Source organism: Pseudomonas sp. Eth.TT006 (assembly GCF_054456575.1).
In genome coordinates this window covers 34,217-52,344 of the sequence record NZ_JBTJEN010000005.1, presented here as the reverse complement: position 1 = coordinate 52,344, position 18,128 = coordinate 34,217, and the positions used below count along the sequence as shown (strand labels likewise).

13 protein-coding genes are annotated in these 18,128 nt (G+C 61.4%); 2 read left to right on the top strand and 11 right to left on the bottom strand.

Translation table 11 applies throughout. The features are described from left to right. The first annotated feature begins 1 nt into the window (after position 1). Together ACXR0M_RS09745 and ACXR0M_RS09740 are read left to right on the top strand one after the other, a co-directional pair. Positions 2–814 (top strand): hypothetical protein, encoded by an 813-nt coding sequence (locus ACXR0M_RS09745; RefSeq protein WP_458831706.1) that lies wholly within the window; start codon positions 2–4, stop codon positions 812–814. 12 nt (positions 815–826) lie between these two features. Next, the gene (locus ACXR0M_RS09740) at positions 827–3,013 is read left to right on the top strand and encodes a lipase family protein (protein WP_458831705.1); all 2,187 of its coding nucleotides are present in this window, start codon (positions 827–829) and stop codon (positions 3,011–3,013) included. On the opposite strand, the gene ACXR0M_RS09735 is transcribed toward ACXR0M_RS09740, so the two are convergent. From ACXR0M_RS09735 to ACXR0M_RS09685, 11 genes are all read right to left on the bottom strand, one after another. Then, positions 3,010–4,617 carry an efflux transporter outer membrane subunit gene (locus ACXR0M_RS09735; protein ID WP_458831704.1) on the bottom strand — a complete coding sequence of 536 codons (1,608 nt, stop codon included), beginning with the start codon at positions 4,615–4,617 and terminating at the stop codon, positions 3,010–3,012. The genes ACXR0M_RS09740 and ACXR0M_RS09735 overlap by 4 nt on opposite strands. Then, positions 4,614–5,684 (bottom strand): HlyD family secretion protein, encoded by a 1,071-nt coding sequence (locus ACXR0M_RS09730; protein WP_458831703.1) that lies wholly within the window; start codon positions 5,682–5,684, stop codon positions 4,614–4,616. Before ACXR0M_RS09730 ends, ACXR0M_RS09735 begins: the two co-directional genes overlap by 4 nt. 26 nt (positions 5,685–5,710) lie before the next feature. Then, on the bottom strand, positions 5,711–7,249 hold the full coding sequence (locus tag ACXR0M_RS09725; RefSeq protein ID WP_458831702.1) for an MFS transporter: 1,539 nt from the start codon (positions 7,247–7,249) through the stop codon (positions 5,711–5,713). 225 nt (positions 7,250–7,474) lie between these two features. Continuing rightward, positions 7,475–8,392 carry a LysR family transcriptional regulator gene (locus ACXR0M_RS09720; protein WP_458831701.1) on the bottom strand — a complete coding sequence of 306 codons (918 nt, stop codon included), beginning with the start codon at positions 8,390–8,392 and terminating at the stop codon, positions 7,475–7,477. Positions 8,393–8,590: 198 nt separating this feature from the next. Then, a complete protein-coding gene (locus tag ACXR0M_RS09715) occupies positions 8,591–9,457 on the bottom strand; it encodes an ABC transporter permease (RefSeq protein ID WP_458831700.1) in 867 nt (288 codons plus the stop codon). Positions 9,458–9,477: 20 nt separating this feature from the next. Beyond that, on the bottom strand, positions 9,478–10,338 hold the full coding sequence (locus ACXR0M_RS09710) for an ABC transporter ATP-binding protein (RefSeq protein ID WP_458831699.1): 861 nt from the start codon (positions 10,336–10,338) through the stop codon (positions 9,478–9,480). A 5-nt stretch (positions 10,339–10,343) separates the two neighbouring features. Further along, on the bottom strand, positions 10,344–11,369 hold the full coding sequence (locus tag ACXR0M_RS09705) for an ABC transporter substrate-binding protein (RefSeq protein ID WP_458831698.1): 1,026 nt from the start codon (positions 11,367–11,369) through the stop codon (positions 10,344–10,346). An 18-nt stretch (positions 11,370–11,387) separates the two neighbouring features. Then, on the bottom strand, positions 11,388–12,284 hold the full coding sequence (locus ACXR0M_RS09700; RefSeq protein ID WP_458831697.1) for a TauD/TfdA dioxygenase family protein: 897 nt from the start codon (positions 12,282–12,284) through the stop codon (positions 11,388–11,390). Between the two features lie 589 nt (positions 12,285–12,873). Continuing rightward, on the bottom strand, positions 12,874–14,241 hold the full coding sequence (locus tag ACXR0M_RS09695) for an HlyD family type I secretion periplasmic adaptor subunit (RefSeq protein ID WP_458831696.1): 1,368 nt from the start codon (positions 14,239–14,241) through the stop codon (positions 12,874–12,876). After that, the gene (locus ACXR0M_RS09690) at positions 14,231–16,387 is read right to left on the bottom strand and encodes a type I secretion system permease/ATPase (RefSeq protein WP_458831695.1); all 2,157 of its coding nucleotides are present in this window, start codon (positions 16,385–16,387) and stop codon (positions 14,231–14,233) included. Before ACXR0M_RS09690 ends, ACXR0M_RS09695 begins: the two co-directional genes overlap by 11 nt. 42 nt (positions 16,388–16,429) lie before the next feature. After that, a complete protein-coding gene (locus ACXR0M_RS09685; RefSeq protein WP_458831694.1) occupies positions 16,430–17,782 on the bottom strand; it encodes a TolC family outer membrane protein in 1,353 nt (450 codons plus the stop codon). Positions 17,783–18,128: the final 346 nt, after the last annotated feature.

Here is an 18,128-nt window from a genome sequence, read left to right as displayed (position 1 = left end):
CATGACATCACTTGCAAAGGACCTGCACACCGCTCTAACCGCGCCTCGCTTGCGAGGCATGGCGGTGCTGGGCGGTTGCTTCGTTGTTCTGGCTGGCTGCAAAAGCAATCCGCCCAACAGCTTCACCTTCACGGCGGATCTGCCGCCGGGGTTTGCCTATGAAGCCATCGCCAAATACGTACCCGCCAAAGGAGAAACCTGCACCGTCCCGGACGGGCGCAATACGGCGGTTGGCTACAACCTGAAGTGGCGCGAACGCTACGAGCCGGTTTCAGAAATTGCGATCCACAGAACGGTCAAAGGGTGCCCGCTGGTGATCTCGAAGATCGATCTGGTGATCAGGTCTGCCTATGGAAAGGACTGGGGAGACAAGAGTGGAGACTTCGCAGCGGTGGTTGTACGCGAAGAGCTGGAGGCTCGTTACAAAGGTGTCTTCAACGCTGACGCTGAAAGCCGCTTTTACGGCCAGTGTCAGTGGATGTTCCGCACGATGGGACCTTACCGCCGCATCGTGAAACTCCTCGACTGCAAAAAAACCGATGAGCTCGGCGCGCTCACAAGAGGCCGCCCGTTTGCCGCCTACACCCTCGATCAACTGCCGGGAAAAACTGTGCGGATGAAGATCGAGTTGGCGGCGGAGGAAAGGCCGGCCATCGGCAAGACTTGGGTCAAGGTACCTAACGGCTGGAAGCGCTGCATGGGCGACAACTTCGAAGACCAAGATGCCTTCTGCTTCGGTAACCACACCGACTTCAGCACCTTCCAGATGGTCGATGGCCGGATCTGCACCATCTATCCCGGCTGCACGGAATAAGGAGTGTTCCACATGACGTCACTTGAAAAGGACCTGCAATCTCCACTTAACAGCCGCGTGCTGAGCTGCCCAGCGCTAGGCAACTGGTGCGGCTTTCGACTGGTCGATGAGTTTGGCTCAGGCGAGGCTTATGGGGGACTGGCCTATGTTGCGGTCGATTCAGAGGGACAAGCATTCAATGGATATCTGGATGCCAACGGGATTGGCAAAGTCGACAACTATTGCGCAGGCCCGATTGCCTTACGTTTCGAACAGGCTTACGAAGGGCAGGAAAAAGTTTATTTACGCGTTATGGAACGGCCCCACTACCCCCTGAAAATCACCGAACTCCAGGTCCGCGCCGAACAAACCCGTTACCGCAATCCGGACGCAACTCGTAATCGCGAACAACCCGTTGCGGACGGCGACGAATACATACAAGTGGAGGTGCGTCATCTGGTCAGACATGTCGCTCACCTGCCGCCCGAGGTCTACCGGCACTATCCCGCCGACAGCGGCCTGTCGCTGATCATGGGCAAGCATGCCGAGGTCGGCGTCGCCCTCGCCTCGCGCAAACATACGGTGCTGGAAGTACGCCCGTTGCGGGCCTTGCGCCCGATGCTATCGACAGCGCCGGAATTCTGCGTACTCAACCTCTACCAGCTGGCACTGATGGCAACCCTGAGTTATTGCCCTTTTGGCCAGAAGCCCGCCACCGCTCCGATCCAGGAGCCCCGGGTGAACTTCCCCGAACAACCCAGCGTGGGTAACTGGTTCGCCGATGCCCTGGCCAAGTCCGACGAGTTGTGGCGCGTCGACGCTGAGCAAAGTAAAGCCTATTACCCTTTGTACGAAGATGTAGCGTATTCCAAAAGGCTGGAAATCGTACCGTTCGATCCAGCACTTTATGAAGTCAATGATCCGGCTCTTGCAGAGGATCAGGAGCATCCCGAGAAGGTTCACTTTCTCGACGATAGGCACCTTGGTAAAGAAGCGACAGATACCCAGGCATTCATTACTCACAATGATGAATTGATCCTGATCGCTGTACGCGGCACTTTTGAAATTCTTCCGGATGGTTTGCGCGATGCCGATGCCTTCCAAGTACCTTTTGACGAAGGTGAGGGCAAAGTGCATCGCGGCTTTTATGAAGCTGCCAAAAAAGCAGCCGCTTTCGCTACAGACTATTTGGACCGATTCTACGCCGGCCAAAAACTACTCATCGGTGGCCACAGCCTCGGCGGCGCAATCACCCTGCTGCTCGCGGAAATGCTGCGCCGCCGAGCGAATTTCACTTACGACATCCAGCTCTACACCTACGGCGCCCCCCGCGCCGGCGACACCGTCTTCACTCAGGCCGCCGCTCCGCTGGTGCATTACCGCATGGTCAATCACAACGATCCGGTGCCGAGCGTGCCGGGCAGCTGGATGAACACCAAGGCCGGGGTGTATGGCACGGGGGCGGCGTTGATGTTTACCAATGTGCCGGTCGGGCTGTCGGTGTTTGTCGCGGGGATTACCAACTGGACGGGGGAAGCCTACGACCACCATGGCACCTTGCATCATGCGATGCCGGTGGAGTTCGGGCGTCAGCAGGCGTCATCGATTCTGTGGGAGCCAGGCTGCGACACCATTACCCAGCACGCCGCCTGCACCCTCGCGCTGCAGCAGAAAAACGGTCTGCCGGATCGCCCGGGGTTGTTGCGGCAGATCTTCAATGCCGGGCATCACTCGATGGTCGGCGGCTATGTTCCGGCGTGCTGGGCGGCCTTGCGCCGCTGGCAACAGGCGCATGAAACCAATCGCACGCGGGTCACTGACGCCGAATTTGAATGGGTCGAGCAGGCGCTGGTGCGCATTACCCGGCAATTGCGCAGCGCCCGCCAAGATCTGCTGGCCCGGCCAGAGGCCTATGTGCGCACCCAGGAGCGGACGATTGAGGCGATCAGCCACGAGGTCAGCCGCATCGAAACCTCCCACGCGCGTCTGAGCGTTTTGCGGCATAAACGGGTCAGAGCCTCGGACGTCTACGGCCTGCTCGCCGAACAGCCGGAGCTGCTTGCCGAAAGTCTAAAACGCTGGCGCACGCACGCGGAAAACCGCAAGGACGAACAACTGGCGCAGGCGCCGGATAACGCCAGCCACGATGCGCTGCTGACCGCCCTTTACGGGCACCCGATCGGCGCGCCGCATACGCTGGATATCGACTCGATCATTTAATGCACCGGACGCGGCGATGGCGCAGAGGTGAGCCCCTGTGCCACCTCGCCCGCCGGATACACCGACTGCCATCCGCCACCCAACGCCTTGTACAACCCGACCATCGCCAGCGATACCCCGGTCGAGCTCTCCACCCACTGCTCCTGGGTCGCGAGCAGTGCACTCTGCACGGTGAGGACGTTGACGAAATCGACCACGCCTTCGACGTATTGCTGCTGCGCGGTGCGCAGCGCGATCTGGTTCTGCCGCACGGCTTCGGCGAGGCTGTCGCGGCGGCGCTGGCTGGCGTTGTAGGCGGTCAGTTGATCGTCGATTTCATGCCAGGCGCGCAGTACGGTCTGCTGGTAGGCGATGGCCGCTTCCTGTTGCTCGGCTTCGCGCAGTTGCAACATGCCGCGCAGGCGTCCGCCGTCGAACAGCGGCAGGCTGAATTGCGGGCCGATACCGAAAGCGCGTGAACCCCAGGAGCCGAGATCACTGAGTTGCATCGCCTGTGAACCGAGGTTGCCGGACAGGGTGATGCGCGGATAGAAATCGCCTTGGGCCACGCCGATGCTGGCGGTGGCGGCGTGCAAGCGCGCCTCGGCCTGACGGATGTCCGGACGGCGCTCGGCCAGTTGCGACGGCAGGCCGATGGCAACTTGCAGCGGCGACTGCGGCACCGCCGCGTCTGTGGATAACTCTTTGGCCAAGGCTTGTGGCGGTTCGCCCATCAGCAGGCTGATCGCGTTGATCAGTTGTGCCTGGCGCTGTTCCAGCGCAGGCAGCCGCGACTCGATGGCTGCGACCTGTGCCGCAGCTTCGGCGACGTCCAGATCGGTCGCCACGCCATCGTTGAGGCGCAGTTGCGAGAGTTTGAGGCTGTGCCGGGCGACGTCGAGGTTTTGCTCGGTAACTGCCCGCGTGTTCTGCACGCCGCGCAACTGAATGTAGTTCTGCGCGGTGTCAGCGAGGACCGCCAGCAACACCCCGCGCCGGTCGTTTTCGGCGACTTCAAGGTTGGCGTCGGCGGCCTCGGTTTCCCGGCGCACGCGACCCCAGACATCCAGTTCCCACGAGGCGGAGAAACCGGCGTCCCACAGATTGAAGGCGGAATCGCCGTTGTGCCCGGACGGATCGCTCAGGCCTTTGCCGCTGTTGCGTTGGCGGGCGTAGCTGCCGGTGGCGGCGGTGTTCGGGTAGCGATCCGCAGTGATCACCTGGCGCGCGGCGCGGCTTTGTTGCAGACGGCTGCTGGCCAGTTGCAGATCGAGGTTGCTCTGCATCGCGCGCTGAGTGAGCGCCGAGAGCTGCGCATCGTGGAACACCTCCCACCAGCGCTCGTTCAGCGGTTCACTGACCGCCTGGCTCGGGGCGGATTTGCCGGCTTTGGTCCAATCGCTGATTTGCGCGGCTTCGGGCTTTTGGAAGTCCGGGCCGACGGTGCAGGCGGTGAGGCCAAGAGCGAGTAAGGCAGCGAAGGTGAGTTGCTGCCACTGGCCTCTTCGCTGGCAAGCCAGCTCCCACAGGGATTTCTGTTTGAAACAGAGACTCCCTGCAGTTTGTGAAGCCCCTGTGGGAGCTGGCTTGCCAGCGATGGCGCCAGCCGCTTCAACATTGATCATCGCTGCGTCACCTCATGCACTGCCGGCGCCGAACGGCGGGTATCAATACTCGCCTCGACCGACATCCCCACCCGCAACCGCTCGGCCAAAGGCTGACCCGGCTCGAGCAGGATCTTCACCGGAATCCGCTGCACGACCTTGGTGAAATTGCCGGTGGCGTTGTCCGGTTTGACGGCGGCAAAGGTCACCCCGGTCGCCGGCGCAATGCTCTCCACGCGACCGCTCAAGGCCTCACCGCCGAGGCTGTCGACCCGCACTTCGACAGCCTGCCCCGTCTGCACGTCAGTAAGTTGGGTTTCCTGAAAGTTGGCGACCACATAGGCCTGGCGCAACGGCACCACCGCCAGCAACTTGCTGCCCGGCGTGACGTAGGCGCCGACACGCACCGCACGCTCGCCGATCATGCCGTCCTGCGGCGCGATGATGCGCGTGTAGGACAGCTCGAAACTGGCGATTTCCAGCGCCGCCTGCGCGTGCTTCAAACTGCCTTCGGCGGCATCACGCTGCGCGGTGAGAATGTCTACCTGCTTGCGCTCGGCCGCCAGTTTCGCGCTGGCGGTGTCCAGCCGTGCGCTAGCCTGATCGATGCGGGTTCGCGCCTGCTGCGCGTTCTGCACCGTACCGGCGCCGACACCGGCCAGGTGGTTGTAGCGATTGAGTTCCTGCTGGGCAAACGCCATTTCCGCCTTGGCCGAGACCACCGCGGCCTGGGCCTGGGCGATCACCGAGGTCTGCCGTTCCAGGGTTGCCTTGGCGTTCTGCAACTGAGCGCGGGCGACCAGGGTTTGCGCATCGGCGGCGTCCGCTGCGGCACGCAAGTCGCGGTCATCGATCAGCGCCAGCAACTGTCCGGCCTTGACCTGCTGGTTGTCTTCCACCAGCACTTCTTTGATGAACCCGGCCACGCGCGGCACCACCAGGGTGTAGTCAGCCGAGACGTACGCGTCGTTGGTGTTTTGCTGAGTGCGTTTGCCGAACAGGCCGGGCATCGCCAGGTACAGCAGCACGCCGACCGCCAGTGCGGCGGCCACGGCCACCGCGAGTTTTTGCTTCGCTTGAGTCGTCATAAAAACCTTCAGTTTCAGTACAGCTGTCAGGTCGGCGCGCGCGGCGGAAAAATCCGCGTCGGCAACCAGAAAATCAGCAGGATCAGCGTCACCGCGACGCCGGCCATGCACACATAAAGATCTGAGGAGGTCAGCACCACGGCCTGTTCGTGCAGGCGATGGGCGAGACCCGGATCGCTGTGATCGGCCAACGGTGAGTTGCCGAGGTTGTCGATCAACATGGTCGAGTGGAAATGCAGGCGCGCGGTGGTCAGCGCTTCGATCACTCCGGTGGCGACCACTGCCGCAAGGCCTTTCACCGTGTTGAACCAGGCGGAGGCGAACGGTCCGTCCTGCGGTTGAATGCTGCCGGTGGACAACATCAACAGCGGCAGCACCGACATCGGCTGACCGAAAATCTGCAGCCATTGCAGGGCGTAGAAATTGTCGCGAATCCACTCCGAGGTCAGCAGCGAACCGCCGAGGCAGGACAGCACCAGCATGCTCAAACCGATGCCCAGTACCCAGCGGCAATCGACCCAGCGCAGGTTGCACAACGCCGCCACCAGCGGCAGCGCCAGCAACTGCGGCAACGCCGCGATCAGCATGATCGGCGCGGTCTGCACCGGGCGATAACCCTGGACCTGCGCCAGATAGCTCGATGGAATCAGCACCACCGCCTGCAGCACCACCAGCACCCCAGCCAGGGTCAGCAATGCGAACGACAGGTTGCGGATGCCGAGCATCTGCAGCTTGAAAAACGGAATCGGCTGCGACCACTCGTTGATCAGAAACGCCAGCAGCAGCAACGAGCCGGCGCCGAGCAGCGCACAGATCAGGTCCGACTCGAACCAGTCCAGCCGATTGCCTTGCAACAAGCCGATCACCAGCATGCAGATTGCCGGGAAGCCGAGCAGCAGGCCCTTCCAGTTGAACGTCCTGAGGCGCTCCAGGCGCAGCGGATCCTGCGGAATACCCCAGGCGATCATCGCCATGGCAATCAGGCACGGCACGATGATTTGCCAGAACGTCCACTGCCAGCCGACGTACTCGCTCCACAATCCGGCCAGCGGGGTGCCGAGACCGGGGCCGAACGTCGCCGTCAGCGCGTAACCGGCGAGGCCATAGAGTTTGAAATTGGCTGGCAGAAAACGCAGGGCCACGGTCATCAGCATCGGTGGCAGCGCGCCGCCGGCCAGCCCTTGCAGCGTGCGCATCAGCAGCAGGCTTTCGTAATTCGGGGCGAACGGGCACAGCACGCCGAGCAGGGTGAACAGGCTGATCGCGCCGAGGGTGAAACGGCGCAGCGAGAAGGTCACCGAGCACCACGGCGCAAAAGCCATCGCCGCCACCGAAGTCGCGGCGTAGCAGGCGACCAGCCAGGTGCCTTCGTCGTAACCGATGTTCAGCGCGCCACGGATATCGGCGAGGGCGACTTTGGTCACCATCTCGTTGAGACCCGAAACCAGCACCGCCAGCAGCACACCGACCAGGCCAGTGATGATCCGCGCACCGAACACCGGTGGCGCGGCCGTCGTCGCCGGACTGGCCGCAGCGCTCGGCGCCGGGACGGTCAGGGAAGTCATGAATGCACACTCCGGAGGGAAAAATACCGGAGCATATTAGTCGGGCTTGATACTGACGAAAATTGACTTATTGGCAGGTTATAAGTGCATTTCGTGCAGCAATGAAGAACCCTTGTGGGAGCGGGCTTGCTCGCGAAAGCGTCAATTCAGTCAACATCATTGCCGACTGACCCACCGCTTTCGCGAGCAAGCCCGCTCCCACAGGGGGGGGGTGTTGGCTGGGGATTAAGGTTGAGCGGCCAGCCAGGTTTCGTCGCAACAGGCCTTGAGTGTTTCGCGCAGCCAGCGATGCGCCGGATCCTTGTCGAAGCGCGGGTGCCAAGCCTGGGTCAGCATCAGCGTCGGCAACGGGATCGGCAGGTTGAACGAACGCAACTTGAGACCCAGCCGGCGCACGCTGAGCAGCGCCTCCTTGGGCACCGGCAGAATCAGATCGGAATCGGGCAAGGCAAACATCGCCGCGTGGAAGCTCGGCGCGATCACCGCGACCCGGCGCTCCAGGCCCAAGGCGTTCAGCGCAGTATCGATGGGGCCACGGGCAATGCCTCGGCGCGACATGCTGATATGCGAATAGCCGGCATAGCGCTCGGCGGTGATTTCGCCGTCGAGCAGCGGATGATCCTCACGCACCAGACCGACGAAATGCGTGGAGAACAGGTTCTGCACTTTGACTTCCGGGGTCACCGGGCGGGTATTGCTGACGCTCAGGTCGATGCGCCCTTCGCGCAGCGCCTCATCGTCGCCATCGCCTTCGGGGACGAAGCGCAGCTCGCAGTGCGGCGCTTGCTGATCGAGGGTATCGAACAGTTTGCCGCCATACACGCCGATGAAAAAATCGTTGGCGCGGATGCTGAAGCGCCGACGCAGCGTGCCCAATTCCACACTGTCGGCGGAGCGGAACAGCAGCGCCGCCTGCTCGACCACGTCACGCACCTGCTCGCGCAATTCCAGCGCCTTGGGGGTTGGCACCAGGCCACGGCCGGCGCGCACCAGGATCGGATCGCCGATGGCGTCGCGAATCCGCGTCAGGGTGCGACTCATGGCAGCGGGGCTGAGATTCATCCGCCGCGCGGCGCCGACCACACTGCCCTCGTCGAGCAAGGCGTCGAGGGCGACCAGGAGATTCATGTCCGGGAGTTGCATGCAGAGCACTCGTGGCTGATCTGGATTGATCCGGGTGCAATGCTAGCAAACATCCCTCAAGTTTGGCGGTGGTCATAAGTAAGTCATCGCTGGCAAGCCAGCTCCCACAGGATTTTCGGCGGTCACAGAATCTGTACGCACCCCATCCCCCTGTGGGAGCTGGCTTGCCAGCGATGGGGCCAGCTCAGTCAATACACCTCAGCGCTGCATCCCCCAACGCTTCACCGTCACCCGCTCCAACGTATCAAACACCAGATTCTCCACCAGTAACCCGATCAGGATCACCACCGCCAGCCCGGCAAACACCTTGTCGGTGTACAGCTCATTGCGATTCTGAAAGATGTACCAACCCAGACCGCCCTTGCCACTGGTCGCGCCAAATACCAGTTCGGCAGCAATTAGCGTGCGCCAGGCAAACGCCCAGCCGATTTTCAGCCCGGCAAGAATCGACGGCAGCGCCGCCGGGATCAGGATGAACAGCACAAACCGCATGCCCTTCAGCCCATAGTTGCGCCCGGCCATGCGCAGGGTTTCCGAGACGCCGAGGAAACCGGCGTAGGTGTTCAATGCCAGCGCCCACAGCACCGAATGCACCAGCACGAAGATCAGGCTGTTCTGCCCCAGCCCGAACCAGAGCAAGGCCAACGGCAGCAAGGCGATCGCCGGCAGCGGGTTGAACATCGAGGTCAGGGTGCTCAGCAGGTCGCGGCCAAACTGGGTCGAAACCGCCAGCGTGGTCAGGGCAAACGCCAGGACGATGCCGATCAGATACCCCTTGATCAGCACCACCAGCGATATCCACACCTTGCCTGGCAACTCGCCGCTGAGCAGGCCGTCGTACAGCGCATGCGCGGTCTGCAGGAAACTCGGCAGCAGCAAGTCGTTATTCTGCACCCGGGCGATCACCTCCCAGAGGATCGCCAGCAGAATCAGGATCAGGCTTTTGCGCAACCAGCCCTGTTGCCACAGGCGTTGGCCCAGCGGCAATTCACGCTCAAGCGGCACGCTGGTCAGCGGTTCAAGGACGGTTTCAAACTCGTGTCGTACGGATGATGGTTGGCTCATCGGGCAATCCTCCGGAACGCTCAATAAGCGATGCGAATGTCGTTGAAATCATGATCACGCTCGGTTTCCGGCGCCTGCCCTTCATCGAACAGCAGACGATGAATGCGCCGCGCCGATTCCTGAAACGCCACGCCGCCGAGGCTTTGCAGACCGTATTGATGGCTGTGCACTTCGGCGCGTACCCGTCCCGGGTGTGGCGACAGCAGCAGGATGCGGTTGCCGACCACCAGCGCCTCTTCGATCGAGTGGGTAACGAACAGCAAAGTGAAGCGCACCTCTTCCCAGAGCAGTAGCAACTCTTCCTGCATCTTGCGCCGGGTCAGCGCATCGAGCGCGGCGAACGGCTCGTCCATCAACAGGATTTTTGGCTGCATCGCCAGCGCCCGGGCAATCGCCACCCGCGCCTTCATGCCGCCGGACAAGGTGTGTGGATAAGCATCGGCAAACGCCGCCAGCCCGACCTTGTCCAGATAGTGCAGCGCGCGCTCTTCAGCAGCTTTTTTGTTCAAGGTGCGCGAGGCGAGCAGTGGGAACATCACGTTCTGTTTGACGGTTTTCCACGGTGGCAGCTGGTCGAACTCCTGGAACACCACGATCCGGTCCGGACCCGGTCCATCGACCCGCTGGCCTTGCAGGCGAATCTCGCCCTCACTCGGCGCGATAAACCCGGCGGCCGCTTTCAACAAAGTGGACTTGCCGCAGCCGGACGGGCCGAGCAGCACAAAACGGTCCGCCGGATCGACTTCGAAACTGACCTGATGGGTGGCCCGCACCACCCGCTGCGGGGTGCGGTATTCGAGGCTGACGTTATCCACCGCCAGCAGCGCTTGCGTGCGGGTGACCGGGTTGCTGGCCGCGTGGCCTGGCAAGGGCGCGTTCATTTTGCTCAGCTCCCCTGCAGCGGTTTGGCGTCCTGGAAGAAGTAATCCTTCCACGATTCCGGCTTGTTCTTGATCGCACCGACGCGGTAGAGGAATTCAGCCAGTGGATAAGTATTTTTTGGCGTGACGCTGAATTCGAACTGCGGGTTGTCGATGATCTTCAGCAGCTCGGCGCGGTCGATCTTGGCCTTGGTCACGCGGATGTAAGTGTCCGCCGCCGCGCCTTTATCGTTCTGGGCGAATTGCGCAGCCTCGGTCAGTGCTTCGACGAACGCCTTGTAGGTCTTCGGGTTGTCGTTGCGGAATTTCTCGGTGGCGAACAGCACCGTCGGCGAGTTCGGGCCGAGGATGTCGTAGGAGTTGAGCACCACGTGCACGTTGGGATTCTGCAGCGCCTGATCCTGAAACGGCGGATTGGAGAAGTGCCCGGTCAGCTCGGTGCCGCCGGCGATCAGTGCGGCAGTGGCGTCCGGGTGCGGGACGGCGATGGTGTACTTGTCGAGGCGATTGAATTCCTTGTCACCCCACTGTTTGGCCGCTGCGTATTGCAGGAAGCGCGACTGCACCGACACGCCCACTGCCGGCACGGCTATGCGGTCGTTCTCGGTGAAGTCGGCGATGGTTTTGACCTTGGGATTGTTGCTGACCAGGTAGTACGGGAAGTTACCCAACGAGGCCACGGCCTTGACGTTCTGCTTGCCGTGGGTGCGGTCCCAGATGGTCAGCAACGGGCCGACTCCGGCACCGGCAATGTCAATGGAACCGGACAGCAGCGCATCGTTGACCGCCGCGCCGCCCGAGAGCTGCGTCCAGTCGACCTTGATGTCGAGGCCCTCCTGCTTGCCGTATTTCTCGATCAGGCCCTGATCGCGCACCACGTTGAGCAATAAATAGACAATCCCGAACTGTTCGGCGATGCGGATTTCACCTTCGGCGTGAGCTACTTTGGGCGCCACCAGGCTGCCGGCAATCAGGCTGAAACCGAGGCCGATGGCAGCGGCCAGCGGCGCGAATGGAAGACGTTTGGACATGATCGAATCTCCGGCAAATCAGAAAGGCGCGTCGCCCTGGATGGTCGTGCGATACAGCTTGCGGCGCAGGTGCGCCGGGCAGCCGGCGGCAAGGTGGATCAGCGAACGGTTGTCCCAGAACACCAGGTCGTGGGCCTGCCACTGGTGGCGGTAGATGTTGTGCGGCAGCACGCTGTGGGCGTAGAGCTCGGCGAGCAGTTGTCGGCTTTCGTCTTCCGGCAAACCGACGATGCGGGTGGTGAAACCTTCGCTGACGAACAACGCCTTGCGGCCGTTTTCCGGGTGGGTGCGGACGATCGGGTGCACCACTTCGGCGACCTGCGCCAGTTGCTCCGGGGTCAGCGTCGGGCGCCAGTTGCCTTCAAATTTGGTTTCGCTGTAACGCGCGGTATAGGAATGCGCGGCGGAGCGCCCCTCGACCGCTTTGCGCAACGCTTGGGGCAAGTCGTCCCAGGCTTTGTGCATGTCGGCAAACAACGTGTCGCCGCCCTCGGATGGCAATTCCTGGGCATGCAGCATCGAGCCGAGGCTCGGCAGTTCTTTATAGGAAAGGTCGGAGTGCCAGAACTTGCCGGCATCGCCGAGGCCGATGTTCTGGCCGTTCTCGACGATGTTGGAAACGATGAGAATTTCCGGGTGATTGGCCAGCAGGAACTGCTTGAGCACGTGGATCTGCAACACGCCGAAGCGGCGGCTGAAATCGATCTGCTGTTGCGGGGTAATGCGCTGGTCGCGGAACACCACGACATGGTGATCCAGATGCGCGCGGTGGATACGCGCAAAATCCTGGTCATTGACCGGGCGGCTCAGGTCAAGGCCGATGATCTCGGCACCGACCGCGCCGCTGAACGGGCGGATTTCAAAGGTTTGCGGCGCGGCAGTCGCGGCGCTTGGGGTGGCAGTAGCTGCGGACATCTCTCAATCTCCCACGCACGGCGCGCTCACGGGCGCGCACGTCGATCAGACACTCACGCTGGATTGCGTGTCGGTTCAGGTCGTGCGGCGCGCCGATTGGTCGGCAGGTACGCAGGCGATTGACTTTAAAGCTATAAGAACTGGAAATTAAATACCGTTAACGAATAACGATATGAAGGATGGTGAGGAATGGACGGTTTGGTGAGTGACGATTTGTGTCACTTACTGACAGCGATGCAGGAATGGACTGACGCCTTCGCGAGCAAGCCCGCTCCCACAGGGTTCTTGCTGAATACAAAACCTGTGTTCGACTGAGATTCACTGTGGGAGCGGGCTTGCTCGCGAATAGGCAGGCAAGGCCAATGAAGACCTAGCGCTCGTGCAACGCCTCGGCCCGTGCGCGGATGATCGGCTTGAGCAGATAACTCAATACCCGACTTCTTGCCGGTGATGTAGTGAATGGACTCACGCCTTCGCGAACAAGCCCGATCCCACAGTGTTCTTTGTTGAACACAAAACCTGTGTTCGACCGAGATTCACTGTGGGAGCGGGCTTGCTCGCGAATAGGCCGGCAAGGCCAATGAAAGACCTAGCGCTCGTGCAATGCCTCGGCCCGCGCCCGGATGATCGGCTTGAGCAGATAACTCAACACCGACTTCTTGCCGGTGATGATGTCCACCGACGCGACCATCCCCGGAATGATCAGCAGCGGCTTTTCATCGGTGCCCAGGTGGCTGCGCTCGGTGCGCACCTTGATGATGTAGTAGGTCGTTTTCTTGTCTTCGTCGGTGATGGTGTCGGCACCGATCTGCTCAAGCTTGGCCTTCAGCCCGCCATAAATGGTGTAGTCATACGCGGTGAACTTGACGATCGCTTCCTGCCCCGGGTGCAGGAAGGCGATGTCTTGCGGACGGATCTTGGCTTCGACCAGCAAGGTGTCGTCCAGCGGCACGATTTCCACCATGTCGCTGCCGGGCTGGATCACGCCGCCGATAGTGTTGACCAGCAGCTTGTTGACGATACCGCGCACCGGCGAGGTAACCAGCGTGCGGCTGACCCGGTCTTCCAGCGCCTTGCCGGTAGCCTGGGCCTTGTTGAGGTCGGTGCGCGCTTCGTTGAGCTGGGTCAGCGCTTCGCTGCGGAATTTGCCGCGCGTCTCGTCGATCTTGCGCTGGACTTCCTTGATCGCCGACTCGGCACGGGGGATCGCCAGGGTGGTGGCGTCGAGCTGACCACGGGTTTCGACTTCGGCGCGCTTGAGGCGCAGCACTTCCACCGGGGAGACCGCGCCCTGCGCCACCAGCGGCTCGGACATGTTGATTTCCTGGCGTTGCAGACCCAGTTGCTGGCGATACTGCGCCTGCTTCGAGCTGAACTCGCGCAGCTCCTGCTGACGCTGAATCAGCTGCTCCTGCAAACCACCGATCTCGTCGTGCAACTGCTGGCGACGGCTGATGTACAGCGACTCTTCGCTTTTCGCCTGACCCGGCACGGCTTTGAGCACGTCTTCCGGGAAATTCAGCGGACGGTCATCGACCTCGGCGCTCAGACGTTCGACCCGCAGCAACATCGACAGGCGATCGGCCTCGGTTTCGCCTACGTTGGAGACAAAACGCGTGTCGTCCAGACGAATCAGCGGTGCGCCGGCCTCGACGATCTGACCTTCCTTGACGAACATTTCGGAGACGATACCGCCCTCGAGGTTCTGGATTTTCTGGATTTTCGACGACGGAATCGCCTTGCCGTCGCCCTTGGTCACTTCGTCGATCACGGCGAAGTTGGCCCACAGCAGCAGGAAGATGAAGAAGCCGATGATCGCCCAGATGGTCAGGCGCACGACGCGCGGGGCGTCTTCGATCAGCGCCTTGTTGACCTCCGGCAGCGGCTGGCCCTGCAGCGACGCAGAACCCTTGAAGTAGCGACGGATCGACTCTTTGACACCCGACTTAAGCAACACTGATCTGCCCCTTCTTCAACGCTTCCATCACGGCGGCTTTCGGGCCATCGGCGAGAATCTGTCCACGGTCGACCACCAGCAGCCGGTCGACCAGCGACAGCAGCGAGGCCCGGTGCGTGACCAGTATCACGGTCTTGTTTTCAATCACTGCCGCGAGGCGTTGCTTGAGGCGTTCTTCGCCGGTGTTGTCCATCGCGCTGGTGGGTTCATCCATCAGCAAAATCGGCGGATTGAGCAGCAGCGCGCGGGCCAGCGCGACGTTCTGCCGTTGACCACCGGAAAGGTTCTGCCCGCGCTCGCCGACTTGCAGTTCGTAGCCTTGCGGATGCAGACGGGCGAATTCGTGGACGCCGGCCAGTTCGGCGGCTTGCAGCACCAGCTCGTCTTCGACGTAACGGGCGCCGGAAATCAAGTTGTCACGCAGGGTGCCGGCCAGCAGCTGGATGTCCTGCGGCACATAGCCGATGTTGTAGCGCAGCTCGCTGACGTCGATCTGGCGGATATCCACACCGTCCACCAGCAACGCGCCGTCGTCCGGCTGATACAGGCCCACCAGCAGTTTCGCCAGCGAACTCTTGCCCGAACCGCTGCGGCCGATGATGCCGATCTTCTCGCCGGGACGGATTACCAGGTTTATGTTCTTCAGCGCCGGGTTCTGTTGCTCCGGATAAGTGAAGCTGAGTTGGCGGCATTCGATCGCGCCCTGCAGCACCTTGCGGCTGAGCGGGCGCTCTTCGAAATTGCGCTCCTGCGGCAGCTCCATCATCTGGTCGACCGAGGTCATGGTCACCCGCGCCTGCTGGTAGCGCGTCAATAGACCCGACAGCGAGGCCAGCGGGCTGAGAGCGCGGCCACTGAGCATGTAGCAGGCAATCAGACCACCCATGCTCAGGTTGCCGGCGATGATCTGGTACACGCCGAAGACGATCATGATCACCCCGGCCAGTTGCTGGATCAGCAGGGTGATGTTCATCGCCAGGCCGGAAAGCATCTTCACCCGCAGCTCGAGGCGGCTGAGGGTGCCGATGGTCTGTTCCCACTGATATTGGCGTTCGCTTTCGGCGTTGTTGACCTTGACTGCGTCGAGGCCGGCGAGGGTTTCGATCAGGCTCGACTGGCGCTCGGCGCCGAGGGCCATGGTGCGTTCCATGGTTGCTACCAGCGGCTTTTGCAGCGCATAACCGATCAACAGCGCAATCGGGAACGCCAGCACCGGAATCCACACCAGGTGTCCGCCGAGAATGGCGATGACGATGAAGATCAGAATGGTGAACGGCAGGTCGATCAGGCTGGTCAGGGTCAGCGAGGCAAGGAAATCGCGCAGGCTCTGGAACTCATGGATGTTCTGCGCAAAGCTGCCGACCCGTGCCGGGCGGTACTTCATAGCCATACCGACGATGCGTTCGAACAGCGTCGCGGAGATGATCAGGTCGGTTTTCTTGCCGGCCAGATCCAGGCACAGACTGCGCAGGCTCTTGAGGATCAGGTCGAACAGATAGGCGCCGGTGATGCCCAGCGCCAGCACCCACAGGGTCGCTTCGGCCTGGTTCGGCACCACGCGGTCGTAGACGTTCATCACGAACAGCGGCGCGGCCATGGCGATGATGTTGATCAGGAAACTGGCGGCGATCGCATCGGCATACAGCCAGCGCGAACGCTTGAGGGTGTCGCGAAACCACGAGCGGGCACGCGGGATCAGCGTGCCGTGGTTGACGTCGAATTTGTGCTGCGGCTGAGCGAAGAACACTTTGCCGGTGTAGTCGTCAGCCAGCAGCTCACGGCTGACCAGTGATTCGCCGCCGTCGCTTTCGCTGAGCAGCACCCGGGCTTCATTCTCGCCTTGCCAGCCGAGCAGGACCGCACTGCGGCCCTCCTTGAGCAGCAACAGCGCCGGCATGGCAATCGTCGGAATCTCTTCCAGCTTGCGTTGCAGCACCCGCCCCTGCAGCCCGGCGCGAGCGGCGGCGCGGGGCAGCAACTCGACACTCAGACGTTGTTTGGGCAGCGGCAGACCGGTGGTCAGCATCGCCGCACTGGCAGGTTTCTGGTGCAGCATGCACAGAGCGAGCAGACCATCCAGTAACGGATCGTCGTGCATCGCGCGCGGATCATGAATGAGTTGAACTCGACTGACTTCTGATTCCACGCTCGGCACTCTTGGCTAACAATTGAACAATGAAGGTTCTGCTCAATTCATACCGGGCAGTTGAACCTTCGGCTTCACATCGTTCTGCACGACGGATGCCAACGGTGCGACCACTCCCTGGCTCTTGAGCAACTCGCCCATGGTCGCCTTGATTCGATACTGAGTAAATAACTGAATGTTCTTGATTTCGGCCAGACGGCGCGAAGCGGTGAACAACTCGTTTTCGCTGTCGAGCAAATCGAGCAGGGTCCGCTCGCCGAGGCTGAACTGACGCTGGTAGGCGGTGCGCACGGCGGTGCTGTGATCGACGTATTGCTGGGCGATCGGCACCTGGGCGTTCGCATTGTTCAGGGCGTTCCAGGCCAGGCCGAGTTCTTCGTTCAACTGACGCAGGGCGTTGTTGCGGATATCCAGCGCCTGGTTCGACAGGTACGACTTGGATTCCAGATCGGCCTTGTTGCTACCACCCGAGTAAAGGTTGAAGCGCATGCGCAGCATCGCCTGCCACTCGTTGTTGTGGCCGTTCTGTCCATCGAGATCGTTGTCGGCGGTGCGACCCAGTTCGGCGTCGAAACGCGGGTAGAAGGTCGACTTGGCGGTTTCGTACTGTTTCTCGGCGGCGGCAATGTCGGACTCGGCCGAGCGCAGGATCGGGCTGTTTTCCAGCATCTGCGTGCGCGCTTCATTGAGGTTGGCCGGCATCATCGCCATGAACGGCGCCGGACGTTCCAGCTGGTCAGGCATCTGGCCGACGGCGCTGAGGAAATTGGTCTCGGAGTCGGCGAGGTTGGTCTGTTCGGTGATCAGGTTGTTGCGCGCCTGGGCCATCCGCGCTTCGGCCTGATCAAGGTCGGCGCCGCTGCCGACGCCGCGCTGGGTGCGCAGCTGGATCTGGTCGTAGATGCGCTGGTGGCTCTTGAGGTTTTCCTCGGCCAGACGCACGAATTCGCGGCGCGTCAGCACGTCCAGATACACCTGAGCGACGGTCAGCGCGGTGCGCTCGGAAGTGCCCAGCAACGAATAGGCGCGGGAGTTGACGGTGGCTTGTTGACGCCCGACCTCGCTGGAGGTGGCAAAACCGTCAAAAACCATTTGCGAGAGACGTAAACTTGACTCGCCACGGGTCAGGGTTTCGTAGTGATTGCTGCCGCCATTGGCGCGAGTGGTCACGCTGTCGGTGCCTTCACGGCCATAACCGCCCAGCAGATCGACCTTGGGCAGGTATCCCCCTTTGGCCGCCTTTAACTGATAATCCGCCGCCAAACGACTGTTGACCCCTGCCTGGATTTCCGGATGGACATCCAGCGCCTGCTGCATGGCTTCTGGTAAGGATTGTGCTTGTACAAATGAGGCGGCGAGAGCGAAGGGTACGGCGAAAAACAAAGGCGAACGCATGATAGGAATTTTCCAGAACTTCTTGTCTTGAGTCACAGCTGAATGTGGCGCTGCGTCGGATGATGGCAACCAGATTGACCGTATGTCGGAAAGTTCAAAACAGGAACTGGATCACACGCTGAAGCACGGGTCGCCGCGGAAATATCAATGTGACATTAGTGGGGCGATTGTTTAGGATGGCACCCATAAGGTCAATAGTTTGGCATAAAGTTAATAACGAAAGAATCTAGCCAAAATATTGACGGAAAGCAGCGTCAAACTTGATTCGCAAATTTTTAAAGTACGTCCAGACTGAATCGGCACCGAAGCCATCAGGCAATGGAAGTCAACTGAACGTAACACCCCG